The following is a 16374-nucleotide window of genomic DNA, read 5'->3' on the forward strand; positions in this document are numbered from 1 at the left end:
CTTCGCGCCTTCCTGCGAGGCAAAAAGCGCCTCTACGTCAGGAGCTCCATCCTCCTCACATTCTAAGCGAACCGTCTCCGCTTTATATGTAATCCAGCTCCGGCTCCTAGCCCTTCGCGTCTAAGAACCTTCCCCACGAGAAGGTAAAAAGCACCTTCTATGGGAAAGAACCTTAGCCGTCAGGGCTAAACAGTCGCCTCCGCTTTTTGTAGAAACCCAGCTCCGGCAGCAAGCTCTTCGTGTCTAAGAACCTTTCGCATAAGAAGACAAAAAGCGTCTTCTATGCGAAAGAACCTTAGCCAGTCAGAGCTGAACGAGCTGCCTCCGCTTTATATGTTACCTACGTTTTCTGCTTAGTCCCATTGCGTTTTCTACTTTGCGTAGTTGTTTGAATGCAACGCGGTTTGCTTTTTCTGCACCTTTGTCTAGAATTTCGTCTAGTTCTGGTGAGTTGATTAGTTCGTTATATTTGTCTTGGATTGGACGAATTGCTTCTACGACTACTTGCGCTAGGTCGCCTTTGAAGTCGCCGTATCCTTTTCCTTCGTACATTGCTTCAATTTCTTCAACTGTTTTTCCAGAGAATGAAGAGTAGATTGTTAATAAGTTAGAGATACCAGGTTTGTTTTCTTTATCAAATTTCACAATACCTTCAGAGTCAGTAACAGCACTCTTAATTTTCTTTTCAATTGTTTTTGGTTCATCAAGCATACTGATCATTGATTTTGGATTCGGATCAGATTTACTCATTTTCTTCGTAGGTTCTGTTAATGACATAACGCGAGCGCCTACTTTTGGAATACGAATTTCAGGAATTGTGAACACTTCACGGAAGCGTTTGTTGAAACGCTCTGCTAGGTCGCGTGTTAATTCCATATGTTGCTTTTGGTCATCACCAACTGGTACGATTTCAGTGTTGTAAAGTAAAATATCAGCAGCCATTAATGGTGGATACGTAAGTAATCCAGCTGGAACTGAATCTCTACCCGAAGCTTTATCTTTATATTGCGTCATACGTTCTAATTCTCCAACGTAAGCAACAGATTGCATGATCCATCCTAATTGAGCGTGTGCTGGTACTTCTGATTGTACAAATAAAGTAGCTTTTTCAGGATCGATGCCGCATGCTACATAAAGTGCAGCAAGACTGCGGATGTTTTTACGAAGTCCGACGGGATCTTGAGGTACTGTAATCGCATGTTGGTTTACAATACAGAAATAACAGTCGTGTTCATTTTGAAGCTCTGTAAACTGCTTCATGGCGCCTAAATAGTTTCCAAGTGTAATCGTTCCACTTGGCTGAATACCAGAAAAGATAACTGACATAAGTAATTCCTCCTAAAATTGAATGCGTGATGGGGGGAAGAGAAGGCAAACAAAAAAGCCCATTCATCCCAAAAACTATAGGGGCGAATGGACCGCGGTACCACCCTAATTATTTCACTACTGTGAAATCTCTCTAATCCATAATAACGTTAGGATATAACGCCAAAGCCTACTACTTTCGGTTCGGTTTGGTGCTCAAAAGCCCATTCCATACTGTACAATTACTTGTTCACACCAACCACAAGCTCTCTGAAATTGCCTCAATATGTACTCTTCTTTATCATCGCATACATATAAATTTATTTATTGTTACTTGAGCTCTTTTAATATGAAAGAACTAAAGTTTTATAACAAAATGTTTTGCTGATTATTATATCATATGGGATAGTGTTTGCAAACTACATCAAAATAGTAAAGCTAATGAGGGTCGAGAACAACCCAAGGAAGATACCTGTAATACAAATTGGATATGTCCATTTGAATGAATATGTTTTATAAATACGTTCTTTCTTATCTGTAGGTTCCTCGACTTCTTCAATTAAAGAGTCAATCTTTTTGTTCGTACCAAATACTCTTTGGAATGCGTAAATGGTTACATTGAAAAAACCATTTTGAAATATGTATAAAAAACCGCCGATAAGAATAAAAAACAGTGCAATATAAAACAAAATGTTGACAAAGTTCAACAAAAATTGAGATGAAATGAGGAATGCACCAATACTAGAAGCAAGCATCGCTATAAAAATTAGTATACAAGTATGAAAAAAAACTTTATTCAAAATATTCCCCTCCGTCAAAATATTACTAGAATTATTATACTATAAAAGCTATAATAAGTACTAGGATTAATTTTTTGAAAATTATACGCAATTAAAGGTCTGATTTTAAGATGATGGTAGCAATGTTAATGTATCCCTTTACGAAAAATTAAAAATATAAATATTTTATTAAAAATTTTAACAAAAAAACAAAAAACTATATTCACAATTGTTATATTATATGTATAATGAAAATTGTAGAAACTTGGAGATTATTCTTTCAATTCTACTTTTTAACAAGTGAGGGTACAGGAAGTGCAATTAGGGGAGGCAACACAACATGAAGAAAAAGATACCGTTATTACTTGCATCGACTTTAACTGCAAGTATGTTGCTGGGTGCGTGTAGCTACCAAAAAGATGACGCAAAAGCAAAAGGGAAAGAAAACGCTACGAGTAGTAGTAACGGAAAGCAGACTCTTAATTTAACAGAGTTATCTGAAATTCCGTCAATGGATGCATCGCTAGCATCTGACTCTGCATCTTCTACAGCATTAAATAATACGATGGAAGGTTTATATCGTATTGGCAAAGATCAAAAGAGAATGCCTGGAGTTGCAGAAGATGTCGAAAAGCTAGATGATGGGAAGAAATACATATTTAAATTAAGAAGAGATGCGAAATGGTCGAATGGGGAACCTGTAACAGCTAAAGACTTTGTGTATTCATGGAAAAGAGCAGTAAATCCAGATACAAAAGCAACGTATTCATACATTATGTTCGATATTAAAAATGCAGAGAAAATTCATAAAAAAGAATTACCTGCTGACCAATTAGGTGTAAAAGCGATTGATGATTATACACTAGAAGTAGAATTAGACAATCCCGTTCCTTACTTTATCGATTTAACAGTTTATCCAGTATTTTACCCACTAAATGAAAACTTTGTAAAAGCACAAGGTGATAAATTTGGTTTAGAGGCAAATACAACATTATATAACGGTCCATTCGTTATGAGTGATTGGAAACATGAACAAAGTTTCCAATTCAAGAAGAATCCTTCATATTGGGATAATAAAACGGTTAAAATCGAAGAAATCAACTTTAATATTGTAAAAAATACAGCAACTGATGTAAATTTATATGAGACAAACGCGATTGATCGAGCGGCTTTAACGTCTGAATTTGTTGATAAGTTTAGAAAAAGCCCAGAGTTCCAAACAAGAAAAGAGGCAGGGGTTGCTTACTTAAGATTTAATCAAAGTAATCAGTACTTAAGTAATAAAAACTTAAGAAAAGCAATTTCAATGTCCTTTGACCGTGATAACATTGCAAAAGTTATTTTAAATAACGGCGCAATTGGAGCTTACGGATTTGTTGGAAAAGATTTCGCTGAAGGTCCAAATAAAAAAGATTTTCGAGCTGAAAATGGAAAGCTAGTTGAAACAAATCCAAAAGAAGCAAAAAAGCTTTGGGAAACAGCGAAGAAAGAGCTTGGAACTGATAAAATCGAACTAGAATTCTTAAACTTTGATAATGAAGATGCTAAAAAAGTTGGGGAATTCTTAAAAGGTGAGATGGAAAAGAACTTACCAGGTTTATCAATTAAAATTAAACAGCAACCATTCGCACAAAAAAATAAATTAGAAGATTCTCAGCAATATGATATTGCGTTTGGTATTTGGGGACCAGATTTCCCAGATCCAATCTCATATTTAGATATGTTTGTTACGAATGGTTCTCAAAATAAAACAGGGTATTCTAATCAGAAATATGATGAGTTAATCCTAAAAGCTAAAACAGATACAAAAGATTTACAAGCTCGCTGGGACAACCTTCTAGAAGTAGAGAAGATGTTAATTAAAGAGGATGCAGTTATCACTCCAATCTTCCAAAAAGGTTCAGCGTATGTAGTAAAAGGTGCCGTAAAAGATATTATCCCAATTAACTATGGTGGTAAATTAACTTACAAATGGGCATCTGTTGAACAAAAATAATCTTTTTTTTCCATCGTTTACAAGGGTATATGCCTATGATGGGCATATGCTCTTATTTTAAAAAAATAAAAGTAAGAATATTTTAAACTATCTTATTGCTTTTGAGAAAAACGGGGAGGTGCTTGACTATGGGACGTTATGTATTAAAACGTTTCGTGTACATGGCTTTGACATTATTTTTAATTACTACAATGACTTTCTTTTTGATGAAATTACTTCCGGGTTCTCCGCTTAAAAACCAGGAGAAGCTATCACCGGCACAAAAAGAAATCATTCTTGAAAAATACGGATTGAATGATCCGGTACCAGTTCAATATGCACGTTACTTAGGTAACTTAGCAAAAGGTGATTTAGGGGTATCATTCCAATATGATAACCGCCCAGTAACAGACATGATTGTGGATCGTATTGGACCATCAGCCCAATTAGGTTTACAAGCGATTATATTAGGAACATTTATCGGTTTAATTTTAGGTATTGTTGCCGCACTTCGTAATAATACGTGGGTAGATTATAGTGCAACAGTTATTTCGGTACTCGGAATGTCGGTACCATCATTCGTATTCGCCGCATTACTGCAATATTTCGTAGGGGTAAAACTTGGCTGGTTCCCAGTAGCATTCTGGAAAGGACCAGAGTTTACTGTAATGCCTACAATTGCATTATCGATGGGAGTTATCGCAACAATCGCACGTTTCTCTCGTGCAGAATTAATTGAAGTTATGCAAGCCGATTACATTTTAACAGCGAAAGCGAAAGGAATTAGCCAAGGCGTTATCATTGTCAAACATGCACTTCGTAACGCGTTAATTCCAGTTGTAACAATTTTAGGACCAATGGTTGCGGCATTAATTACAGGAACACTTGTTATCGAGCAAATTTATGCTGTACCAGGACTTGGGGAACAATTCGTTAAATCGATTACTTTAAATGACTATACAGTTATTATGGGAACTACGATTTTCTATAGTGCGATCTTCATTTTAGTTATTTTCATTGTCGATATTTTATACGGAATTATTGATCCTCGTATTCGTTTAGCGGGAGGGAAAAAATGATGAAAGATGTACAAAAATTATCTCCAGATTTATTTCAACAAGCCAATCAAAATAATGTTGATAATGAAGTCATTGCCCGTCCAAGCTTAACGTTTTGGCAAGATGTAAGAAGACGTTTATTCCAACATAAAGGTGCGATGCTTGGCCTTGTATTGTTAGTTATCATTGCGCTATTAGCGATTTTTGGACCGATGGTAAGTAAACACTCGTATAAAGAGCAAGATTTAGGTCGTGCGAAATTACCACCAAAAATTCCAGTTATTGAAAATGTTCATTGGTTACCATTTGACGGTACAGATCAATATGGTGTTGACCAATATGAAAAACGTGATATTAAAGAGTACTTCTGGTTTGGTACAGATGACCTTGGCCGTGACTTATGGACAAGAACATGGGAAGGTACACGCGTATCATTATATATCGCTCTTTTAGCGGCAGCAATTGACTTAGTAATTGGGGTTGCATACGGAGGTATTTCAGCATTCTACGGCGGTAGAGTAGATAACATTATGCAACGTATTATGGAGATTATTAACGGTATTCCATACTTAATCATCGTTATTTTAATGGTAATCATTATGGGATCTGGTATTTGGTCAATTACACTTGCGATGGCGATTACAGGTTGGATAGGGATGTCGCGTATTGTTCGTGGACAAATCTTAAAGTTAAAAAACCAAGAATATGTATTAGCATCTCGTACATTAGGTGCAACAAATACACAATTAATTGTGAAACATTTAATTCCAAACGTAATGGGACCTATTATCGTAATGACAATGTTTACAATTCCATCAGCGGTGTTTGGTGAAGCGTTCTTAAGTTTCATCGGTTTAGGAATTCAGCCACCATTTGCGTCACTAGGTTCTCTTGTAAATGATGGTTATAAATCTATTCAAACGTATCCGCATATGATGTTCATCCCTGCGGTTGTCATCAGTATATTAATTTTAGCGTTTAACTTAATGGCAGACGGATTACGCGACGCGTTAGATCCAAAAATGCGTAAGTAAAAGAGGGGAGAGGCAAAGATGAAAACATTGTTAGAGGTAAAAGATTTACAAGTCTCCTTTGATACACATGCAGGTGAAGTACAAGCTGTACGCGGCGTTACTTTTGATTTGAAAAAAGGAGAAACATTGGCGATTGTAGGAGAATCTGGTTCAGGAAAATCAGTTACTTCTAAAGCGTTAATGGGATTAATTCCGAATCCTCCTGGACGCATTAAAAATGGTGAAATCGTATTTGAAGGTCGTGACTTAACAAAATTAACAGAAAAAGAAATGCAGCAAGTACGCGGTAAAGATATTGCGATGATTTTCCAAGATCCAATGACATCATTAAACCCAACGATGACAATTGGAAATCAAATTATGGAAGGTCTAATTAAACACCAAGGGATGAGTAAAGCAGATGCACGTAAAGTTGCTTTAGAATTAATTGACCTTGTAGGTATTCCAAATCCAGAAGCTCGTTTAAAACAATATCCTCACCAATTCTCAGGTGGTATGAGACAGCGTGTAGTTATTGCGATGGCGTTAGCTTGTAACCCGAAATTATTAATTGCCGATGAGCCGACAACAGCGCTAGACGTTACAATTCAGGCGCAAATTTTAGAACTTATGAAAGACATTCAGCAAAAAACAGAAGCAGCAATCATTTTCATTACGCATGACTTAGGTGTAGTAGCAAACGTTGCGGACCGAGTGGCAGTTATGTACGCTGGTAAAGTTGTTGAAATTGGAACTGTAGATGAAATTTTCTACAATCCGAAACATCCATATACTTGGGGTTTAATCGCATCTATGCCAAGTTTAGATGGTTCAGAAGAAGAGTTATATGCAATCCCTGGAACACCTCCAGATTTATTGAAGCCGCCAAAGGGAGATGCTTTTGCACCACGTAACCCACAGGCACTGAAAATTGATTTTGAAATGGACCCACCTTTATTTAAAGTAAGTGATACGCACTATGCGGCAACTTGGTTACTTCACGAGCAAGCTCCAGAAGTAAAACCGCCGGCAGTCGTTGAAAAACGCATTCTTCAAATGAAAGCAGGTGAACAACATGACTAAACAACGTGAGAAATTAATTGAAGTAAAAAATGTAAAGCAGCACTTCGACGTGAGTGGTGGTGTTGTCAAAGCGGTTAATGATATTTCATTTGATATTTACCGCGGAGAAACATTTGGTCTTGTAGGAGAATCAGGTTGTGGTAAATCGACAACTGGAAGAACGATTATTCGTTTATATGATGCAACTGCTGGTGAAGTGTTATTCGATGGTGAAAATGTACATGGTAAAAAATCACGCGCAGAGCTGAAGAAATTCAACCGTAAAATGCAAATGATTTTCCAAGATCCATATGCATCATTAAACCCTCGTATGACAGTAGGGGATATTATTGCAGAAGGTATCGATATTCACGGGCTAGCGAAAAGTAAAAAAGAGCGCATGGACCGTGTTCATGAACTATTAAACACAGTTGGTTTAAATAAAGAGCACGCGAACCGTTTCCCACACGAATTCTCAGGTGGACAACGTCAGCGTATCGGTATCGCTCGAGCGCTTGCTGTAGACCCAGAATTTATCATTGCCGATGAGCCAATCTCAGCACTTGACGTATCGATTCAGGCGCAAGTTGTAAACTTACTGAAAAAGCTACAAAAAGAAAAAGGTTTAACATACTTATTCATCGCCCATGATTTATCAATGGTAAAATACATTAGTGACCGTATTGGTGTAATGTATCGTGGCCAAATCGTTGAGTTAACAACAAGTGATGAATTATATGCGAATCCAATTCATCCATATACGAAATCACTATTATCAGCGATTCCACTTCCAGATCCGGATTATGAGCGCAATCGTAAACGTATCGTATATGATCCATCACAGCATAATTATGGTAGTGAAGCACCAACAATGCGTGAAATTCGCCCAGGACATTTCGTACTATGTTCTGAAGCGGAGTACAAGAAATATAAAGAGATTTATCAATAAGAAAAAGAGCCATTCTTCTGTTATGGAAGGATGGCTCTTTTCTACTATATAAAAGAATTGTATACATTTGTCGGTCAGTCGATATATTTAAGGAATCGCCGATATAAATCTCATGTATCATTAGTGATATCCATATGCAAAATTACTGAACTTGAACAGAAACATTCTCCTCTTGTTCTTCAGGTTTAACAAGGGCATAACGCTCCCACGCTCTACTTTTCCAGCGGAAGAACATAATAATGGCACGTGTCCATTCGTCGATGGCGATTGCTAGCCAAATACCAACGAGACCCATATCTAAATGAAAGGCGAAAAAGTAACCTAGTGGTAAACTCATTAACACCATAGAGAATGCACCGATTAAAACAGGATATTTTGCATCACCAGCTGCACGAAGCGAATTAATGATGACGATGTTCATCGTACGTCCCGTTTCAAGTAGTACACTTAGTAAAAGAACACTTGCGCCTAACCCGATAATGTGCGGATTATCTGTAAATAGTCCCATTAATTGTGTACGGAATATAATAACGAGAGCGACCATACATAAAGTTACACCAATTGCCCATTTTACACTTTTCCACAAGCGTTCGTATGCTTCATCCTTTTCGCCACCACCAACGAGGCGGCCAATAATAATGGCTGTTCCCATACCAATCGCAATTGCAAATAAATAAGTGAACATGGAAATGTTAGTAGCGTATTGTCTAGCAGCTAATGATTCCGTTCCTAAGTACGTTGCGTAATAAAGGAAGACGATTTGACAAGCTTGATACATCACTTGTTCAAATGCAGATGGAATGCCAATTTTTAAAATTTTCCCAATGTATTCTTTGGATAAAGTGAAGTAATATTGTAATTTCACACGATATTCCATAACGCGGTATAGTAACCAGAAGAAAACAATAAGTGCGATCAATCGACTGATAGCGGAAGAAATTGCAGCCCCTTGTACACCGAGCTCAGGGAAACCAAATTTTCCGAAAATGAGTACGTAGTTTCCAGCGATATGAATCATATTCATTCCGAGTGAAATAAACATCGCTTGCTTTGTAAAACCGTGTACACGGATAATTGCGGCTAATGAGTTAATAATAGCTTGTAGGAAGATGGCTCCTCCGACGATAGATAAGTAGTTTTGCGCATACGTTAGTACATCGCCTTGTAAGTTCATTGCGAGCATCATATGTTTCGAAAATAAAAGAAAACCAGCGCTTATAACGAGCCCAACTATTAAATTTAATGTGACGGCTAATGCTGATATTTTAGATGCTTCCATAAAGCGTTTGGAACCGAGGTATTGAGATACAACGATAGCAGCGCCGTTCCCGATGACTTCTAATACCAAAATCGCAATATGAAGATATTGATTCGCTGCACCAACCCCAGATACAGCATCGTCTGATAATGCACTTAACATGAAAGTATCAGCGATCCCCATTAACATAAAAAGAAAAACTTCTAGAAAAATAGGCCATGTTAATAAGAATAAACTTAATTTCTCAGTAGGCCCGTTTTTTGCTTGAATTGCTGCCATGTCCGTCCCCTCTTTACCGATATCTATTTTTAGCAAAATGTATCGTAACATACTTTCTTAACCTTTGCACTCATTTTAGCCTACATATTTTTATTATGAAGAGAGTGCTATTTTATGATAAAAACAAAAGGATAATTATACATAAAATATTATGAGATATAAAATTCATTTTTATCTGATAATTTAGAAGAGTGTAAAAAATGTTATTTTTAACACTTTAGTAAGAATAATCAGCAATATGAAACGTTTACAAAGGTATATTTTTTAACGGAAAATTTTAATGAAATAGAAATATAAATATACAAAAAATATATTTGTGTGTATAATATGAATTATTAGAACATATATATATTTCTTTTTGTTTGAAAATGAAAGGGTTAACATTTTTTTGGAGGGTGGAAGTATGAAAAAAAAAGATACCAGTTTTTGTAGCATCAACAGTAGCGATGAGCATGATGTTAGGGGCATGTAGCTATCAAAAAGATGAATCGCAAGCAAACGCTAAAGGGGATAGCGGAAAAAGCGGCGCGAAGCAAGTTATTAACTTAATTGAAACACAAGAAATTCCAACGATGGATCCAGCGTTATCAGCTGATGCAGTTTCTTCAAGAGTAATGACTAATACGATGGAAGGCTTATACAGTTTAGGAAAAGATGATAAGCTAGTTCCTGGTGTAGCGAAGGAATTCAAAAAATCAGAAGATGGTAAAAAATATACATTTAAATTACGTGAAGACGCAAAATGGTCAAATGGTGAGCCTGTGACGGCAAAAGATTTCGTATATGCATGGCAAAGAGCGATTAACCCAGATACAGCTGCGAAATCAGCGTACATTATGTATGATATAAAAAATGCAGAGAAAATTAATAAAAAAGAGATGAGTCCGGATCAATTAGGGGTAAAGGCGATTGATGATTATACATTAGAAGTGGAATTAGATAATTCAATTCCATACCTTGTAGATTTAATGGTATATCCAATCTTCTATCCTGCGAATGAAAAGTTTGTGAAAGAGCAAGGTACGAAGTTTGGTTTAGAAGCGAATACAACGCTTTATAACGGGCCATTTACACTAAGTGATTGGCAACATGAACGTAGCTTTAAAATGACAAAGAGCGCGTCATATCGGGACAATAAAGAAGTAAAGATTGAAGAAGTAAACTTTAATATTGTAAAAGATACATCTACGCCAATTAACTTATATGAAACAAATGCAATTGATCGAGCGTCGTTATTAGCGGAGTTTATTGATAAATATAAAGGAAAACCAGATTTCCAAACAGTAGAAGATACATCTGTATTCTTCCTTCGTTTAAATCAAAAAGATCCAGCTTTAGCAAATAAAAATATTCGTAAAGCAATTTCACTTGCTTTTGACCGTAAGCCATTCGTGGATACATTATTAAATAACGGTTCTAAGCCAGCGACAGGATTAATTCCTGATAACTTCATTAAAGGACCAGATAAAAAAGATTTCCGTGCTGTAAACGGGGATATTGTAAAACCAAACGTGAAAGAAGCGAAGAAATATTGGGAAGCTGGTAAAAAAGAACTTAGTAAAAATGAAATCGAATTAGAATTATTAAATGAAGATGTAGAGTTATCAAAGAAAACTGGTGAATATTTAAAAGGTGAATTAGAAAAGAATTTACCAGGTTTAACAGTGAAAATTAAACAACAACCATTCGCACAAAAACTAAAATTAGAAGATGCGGGCGATTATGTCATGTCATTCTCTGGATGGAGTGCGGACTTCCCAGATCCAATTACATATCTTGATATGTTTGTAACAGATGGATCACAAAATAAGATGAAGTACTCTAATCCAAAATACGATGAAATCATTATGAAGGCGAAAAAAGATGGAAGCGATGTAAATGCTCGTTGGAAGAACTTATTAGAAGCAGAAAAAATGTTACTTGATGATGCTGCGATCGTTCCAGTATATCAACGTGGTAGAGCATATTTACAAAGAGATTCAATTAAAAATATGTACAACCATAAATATGGCGGCGATTTAAGCTTTAAATGGGCTTCAGTAGAGAAATAAGAAAAAAAGCAGGTGATCACCTGCTTTTTTTAATACGTTCGTTTCTTATAAATGCCTTTTCCGCCAACTTGGTTCCAGCCAGATTGTACATCCAAACTTTTGTTAACAAACTTCATTTTTTCTTTTCCACCAAAGAGCTTTTCGCCGATGCTATTTGTAATGACACCAATCAATGCTGTTATTCCGATGATGAGGGCAGCAACCGTAATAAAATCAATAAAAAAAGCAATCATTTGAAAACTCCCCCTTTGCCTGTCTGTATGTTTATTGTATGAGATAAAAAATGAAAAAGAAAGAAATGTCAGAAAAATATTTAATTTACTTTAGAAATCATGTAGACAGGAGGGAGGATATTTGTTAAAATAAGAACAAGTGTTCCTTTTTATTCTCATTTGTATAGTCTTACATTTCTTAATTGATTTATCAAGAAAAAGTAAGAAAACGTTCTCTTTTTCATAGGGAAGATTATAGATAAATAACTATATATTATATGAAAAATCTATGGGAAGTGAGTAGTAAAAGGGTTGAAAGTTATTGTTAAAGTACAGCTGAAATGAGCGTAATCATGTTACATAGCAGTGAAATACACGGGAGAGTTTTCTCAACTAGCAGGAAATTTACTGTATATTTCTTGCAAAATCTATTGTATAATGATTATAGAAGTTACTTATTAAAAGTAATTGTTGTTTATTATAAGTTGTTGCTTACATGAAATGTGATTTTTGTACTTTTCAATAAGACAAGTTATCACGAAAAATTGCTGAAGTTAGAAATTAAAACTGTATTTAGTACAGAATTTGTACTCTTTAAGGAGAGTGAGCTTTGTATGGTAACATTATATAGTTCTCCAAGCTGTACGTCTTGTAGAAAGGCGAAATTATGGCTAGAGGAAAATCATATTCCCTATACAGAACGTAATATTTTCTCAGATCCATTAACGATTGAGGAAATTAAAGAGATTTTACGTATGACAGAAAGCGGAACGGATGAGATTATTTCTACTCGTTCGAAAGTTTTCCAAGAATTGAATGTAAACTTAGAGTCTTTACCACTTCAAGATTTATATAAGATGATTCGTGACTATCCAGGGATTTTACGTCGTCCAATTATGATTGACGAGAAACGCCTTCAAGTTGGTTACAACGAAGACGAAATTCGTCGTTTCTTACCACGTACAGTAAGAACGTTCCAATTACGGGAAGCACAACGTCTTGTAAATTAATTATAATAATATGAAAACCTTCTACCTATTATATAGTAGAAGGTTTTTTTTAATGTTTCACATTGCGTAATCGAACTTGTTGTACAATAAAGCCGATGCATAAAATAGTGAAAATGAACAAATAAGGAATGCTTGCAGTGAAACTTGGATTGTTATGAAAAAAGGTTGCAAGTCTGTCTTCATGTGTAACCATTTTTCCTGCAGTATAGGCAAGAATTGCTGCACCGCAATAAATGAGGAATGGAAATCGCTCCATAAGTATTAAAATAAGTTTGCTGCCCCAAATAATAATCGGGATAGAAATGAGTAAGCCGATTATGACGAGTAAAAATCTCCCGTGAGCTGCACCTGCAATGGCAATAACATTATCAAACCCCATAACGAGATCCGCGAAAACAATTGTCCGCACAGCTTGAAATAAAGTTGTTTTTCCTTGAATAGAAGAAAGATCGTTGCTATTATCGGTTAATAAATTGACTGCAATTAATGTAAGTAAAACCCCGCCAATCAATTGTAGAAATGGAATGTCGAGTAAATAGACAGCTAGTATAGTAAGGACAATTCTTAGTACAATCGCTAAAAGAGTACCGATCAAAATAGCCTTATTTCGTTTCGATTCAGGTAAATTTCGGCTAGCTAGTGCGATGACGATTGCATTGTCACCACCTAATACAACATCGATACCGCCAATCATTAGTACGGATGTTAAAAACTCTAAGTCCATTCGTCTGCCTCCATTTATGATGTTTTAATAAGCGAACTATATGTATGTGATGAAGAAAGTTGTTGTTAAATAATCTCTTCTAATAGAAGTTTCACTTTATTACAGTGTACGGGGGAATGTGGAAATGTATGTCCAAATTTTTTGTAAGTAAGAAATCGCTATAATAATATATTTACGTAGTTGATCGAGTAAAGATAGGCATATAACTATTTTTGTAAAATAAATCGATTTTATTTCCATTCTGGAGAATCTTATCATAAAATGAGAGTACAAGAATCTATTGATTTGTCATATGAGTGGGGAATCCCTTCATAACAATTCTAAGCAGGAAGGGAGAGTTGTATTTTGGATATTGAAAGAATTAATGATCATACGATGAAATTTTTTATTACGTACATTGATATAGAGGATAGAGGATTTAATCGTGAAGAGATTTGGTATGATCGCGAACGAAGTGAAGAGCTCTTTTGGGAGATGATGGACGAAGCTCGTGATCATGACGATTTCTTTATTGATGGACCGTTATGGATTCAAGTGCAAGCAGTCGATAAAGGGATTGAAGTACTTGTCACGAAAGCAGAGCTTTCAAAAGACGGGCAAAAGCTGGAACTACCGATAGGGGTAGACAAAATTATAGATATTCCTCTAGATGAAGGCATCGAATCATTATTCCAACAAGAATTAGTCGAAGAGGTAGAAGAACAAACAGGAACAAACTTTAATGAAGATGGTACGTTTGGCTTTTTAATTAAGTTTAATGATTTTGAAGATGTCATTTCATTAAGTCATCGTCTTATCTTTGAAGATATAAAAGATGAGCTGTATTCATTTGAGAACCGCTATTATGTATATGTGGAATTCGATGAAGTGCTACATGATGAAGAAGAAATCGATCGTATTTTAAGTATTATTTTAGAATATGGGGAAGAATCAACTTTAACAATTCATCGTGTAAGTGAGTATGGAAAACAAATTGTGAAAGAGCATGCTCTTGAAACGATTCGCAATAATTTTCCTGCTAAAACGTAGGCCGATTTCTGTAGTATGAAATCGGCTTTTTATATGAAGAATAGGAAAGCTTTCTTAGTTAGGAGGTAAGAGATGAAAAATACGTTAAAGCTGATTTTCTTTATACTGCTATTGTTCGCATTATTTGTTTCGTTACGTATGTTTATTGATGTAGCATTTTATTCAGATGTGATTGGGATAAAAGATGTTTCGATTTTAGGTATTATCAGTATTTTATTTACAGTATCTGCGTTTTTAATTGGTTGCGTTATTTTCTTAGAAAATCGACATCCATCTAAAACACTTACATGGTTAATTGTTTTAGGAATTTTTCCGGTATTTGGCTTCTTTGCTTATTTATTATTTGGACAAAATTTTCGGAGAAAAAGAATGTTCCAAAAGAAGGCGTTACTTGATGAACAGGCGTTTTTACAATATAAAGGGCATGAAGATTACGAAGAACGAATTTTACGCAATCATAAGCATCAAGAACTGTTATTTCGTTTAGCGGATCGATTAGGTGCTTTAAATATTTCATTTCAAACTGAAACGAGGACATTAACAAATGGAGATGAAACGTTTCGGGCTATTTTAAATGGGTTAAAACGAGCGAAACATCACATTCATATGGAATATTACATTGTGCGTGATGATAAGTTAGGAACAGAAATTAAAGATATTTTAATACAAAAATCGAAAGAAGGCGTTGTTGTTCGCTTTTTATATGATGCGGTTGGAAGTTTTAAGTTATCGAAATCGTATATTGAAGAATTAAACGATGCAGGTGTAGAAATGATTCCATTCTTTCCTGTGCGCTTTCCGATTTTAAACGATAAAATTAATTATCGAAATCATAGGAAAATTGTTGTGATTGATGGGAACGAAGGGTTTGTAGGCGGTTTAAATATCGGTGATGAGTATTTAGGGAAAAATAAATATTTTGGCTTTTGGCGAGACACACATTTATATTTGCGTGGTGAAGCTGTACAAAGTTTACAGCTTATTTTCCTTCAAGATTGGTTTTATATGACTGGGGAGGCTGTGCTAGCCCCTGAATATTTACAAGCAAAAGCAGTTGAGGGTGATCATTGGGGAGGAGTGCAGCTAGTTGCAGGTGGCCCCGATAATAAGTGGGAAACGATTAAGCATTTATATTTTGCAATGATCGCTTCTGCTCGAAAATCTATTTGGATTGCAACGCCGTATTTTATTCCGGATGATGATATTTTATCCGCATTAAAGGTTGCTGCACTTGCTGGTATTGATGTTCGTTTATTAATGCCGAGTAAACCGGATAAGCGGACTGTCTTTTATGCATCGAGATCGTACTTCCCAGAACTTTTAGACGCAGGAGTAAAGATATATGAATATGAAAAAGGTTTTCTTCATAGTAAAGTTGTCATCGTCGATTCTGATTTAGCTTCAATTGGGACAGCTAATATGGATATGAGAAGTTTTCATTTGAATTTTGAAGTAAATGCCTTTTTATATGATACAGAGAGCATTAGAAGACTTGTTCAAGACTTTAAAGATGATTTAGAAGAATCAAGTGAAATTCATGTTGATCATTTTCATAAAAGACGTCTTCATAGACGAATTGTTGAATCAACGTACCGCTTATTATCACCTTTATTATAAAAAGAGATGTCCGAAATTGGGACATCTCTTTTTTTAAAAGGAATTTGTAACAA

The 16374-nt window shown here is 35.5% G+C and carries 14 protein-coding genes and 1 other annotated feature; of the genes, 9 read left to right on the plus strand and 5 right to left on the minus strand.

Annotated elements, in window-relative coordinates:
• Window positions 1-336 precede the first annotated feature (336 nt).
• Window positions 337-1326 (minus strand): tryptophan--tRNA ligase, encoded by a 990-nt coding sequence (trpS, locus tag MR169_RS05480; RefSeq protein WP_000110985.1) that lies wholly within the window; start codon window positions 1324-1326, stop codon window positions 337-339.
• 76 nt (window positions 1327-1402) lie between these two features.
• Window positions 1403-1619 (minus strand) — a binding site (T-box leader).
• Window positions 1620-1724: 105 nt separating this feature from the next.
• Window positions 1725-2105 carry a DUF3899 domain-containing protein gene (locus MR169_RS05485; RefSeq protein ID WP_242319088.1) on the minus strand — a complete coding sequence of 127 codons (381 nt, stop codon included), beginning with the start codon at window positions 2103-2105 and terminating at the stop codon, window positions 1725-1727.
• 319 nt (window positions 2106-2424) lie between these two features.
• Between MR169_RS05485 and MR169_RS05490 the strand changes: the two genes are divergently transcribed.
• The 5 genes from MR169_RS05490 to MR169_RS05510 all read left to right on the plus strand — a co-directional run bounded on the left by MR169_RS05490 (window position 2425) and on the right by MR169_RS05510 (window position 8141).
• Window positions 2425-4080 (plus strand): peptide ABC transporter substrate-binding protein, encoded by a 1656-nt coding sequence (locus MR169_RS05490; protein WP_000727212.1) that lies wholly within the window; start codon window positions 2425-2427, stop codon window positions 4078-4080.
• Between the two features lie 128 nt (window positions 4081-4208).
• Window positions 4209-5138, plus strand: a complete 930-nt coding sequence (gene opp3b, locus MR169_RS05495; protein ID WP_000534172.1) for an oligopeptide ABC transporter permease — start codon at window positions 4209-4211, stop codon at window positions 5136-5138.
• Window positions 5135-6151 carry an oligopeptide ABC transporter permease gene (gene opp3C, locus MR169_RS05500; RefSeq protein WP_000974106.1) on the plus strand — a complete coding sequence of 339 codons (1017 nt, stop codon included), beginning with the start codon at window positions 5135-5137 and terminating at the stop codon, window positions 6149-6151. The genes opp3b and opp3C overlap by 4 nt, the downstream gene beginning before the upstream one ends.
• Window positions 6152-6169: 18 nt before the next feature.
• Window positions 6170-7213: an ABC transporter ATP-binding protein gene (locus tag MR169_RS05505; RefSeq protein ID WP_000854346.1), complete on the plus strand. Its 1044-nt coding sequence runs from the start codon at window positions 6170-6172 to the stop codon at window positions 7211-7213.
• The gene (locus tag MR169_RS05510; RefSeq protein ID WP_000166348.1) at window positions 7206-8141 is read left to right on the plus strand and encodes an ABC transporter ATP-binding protein; all 936 of its coding nucleotides are present in this window, start codon (window positions 7206-7208) and stop codon (window positions 8139-8141) included. Before MR169_RS05505 ends, MR169_RS05510 begins: the two co-directional genes overlap by 8 nt.
• 142 nt (window positions 8142-8283) lie before the next feature.
• Here the strand turns inward: MR169_RS05510 and MR169_RS05515 are convergent, their stop codons facing one another.
• Window positions 8284-9729 carry an MATE family efflux transporter gene (locus MR169_RS05515; protein WP_016117419.1) on the minus strand — a complete coding sequence of 482 codons (1446 nt, stop codon included), beginning with the start codon at window positions 9727-9729 and terminating at the stop codon, window positions 8284-8286.
• 395 nt (window positions 9730-10124) lie between these two features.
• On the opposite strand from MR169_RS05515, the gene MR169_RS05520 reads away from it, so the two are divergent.
• Window positions 10125-11729, plus strand: coding sequence for a peptide ABC transporter substrate-binding protein (locus MR169_RS05520; protein ID WP_242319089.1), 1605 nt, complete (start codon window positions 10125-10127; stop codon window positions 11727-11729).
• 29 nt (window positions 11730-11758) lie between these two features.
• On the opposite strand, the gene MR169_RS05525 is transcribed toward MR169_RS05520, so the two are convergent.
• Window positions 11759-11962 (minus strand): hypothetical protein, encoded by a 204-nt coding sequence (locus tag MR169_RS05525; RefSeq protein WP_000559971.1) that lies wholly within the window; start codon window positions 11960-11962, stop codon window positions 11759-11761.
• Between the two features lie 593 nt (window positions 11963-12555).
• On the opposite strand from MR169_RS05525, the gene spx reads away from it, so the two are divergent.
• Window positions 12556-12951 carry a transcriptional regulator Spx gene (spx, locus tag MR169_RS05530; RefSeq protein ID WP_000258267.1) on the plus strand — a complete coding sequence of 132 codons (396 nt, stop codon included), beginning with the start codon at window positions 12556-12558 and terminating at the stop codon, window positions 12949-12951.
• Window positions 12952-13000: 49 nt separating this feature from the next.
• Here spx and MR169_RS05535 read toward each other — a convergent pair whose 3' ends face one another.
• A complete protein-coding gene (locus MR169_RS05535; protein WP_242319090.1) occupies window positions 13001-13675 on the minus strand; it encodes a TerC family protein in 675 nt (224 codons plus the stop codon).
• A 345-nt stretch (window positions 13676-14020) separates the two neighbouring features.
• Here MR169_RS05535 and mecA point away from each other — a divergent pair, with 345 nt between their 5' ends.
• Both mecA and MR169_RS05545 read left to right on the plus strand, forming a co-directional pair.
• Entirely contained in the window at window positions 14021-14704 is a 684-nt protein-coding gene (gene mecA, locus MR169_RS05540) for an adaptor protein MecA (RefSeq protein ID WP_000350716.1), read from the plus strand.
• 72 nt (window positions 14705-14776) lie between these two features.
• Window positions 14777-16321 (plus strand): cardiolipin synthase, encoded by a 1545-nt coding sequence (locus MR169_RS05545; protein WP_000799195.1) that lies wholly within the window; start codon window positions 14777-14779, stop codon window positions 16319-16321.
• Window positions 16322-16374: the final 53 nt, after the last annotated feature.

It is taken from the genome of Bacillus cereus group sp. BfR-BA-01349 (genome assembly GCF_022663795.1).
GTDB classification, from domain to species: Bacteria; Bacillota; Bacilli; order Bacillales; family Bacillaceae_G; genus Bacillus_A; species Bacillus_A cereus.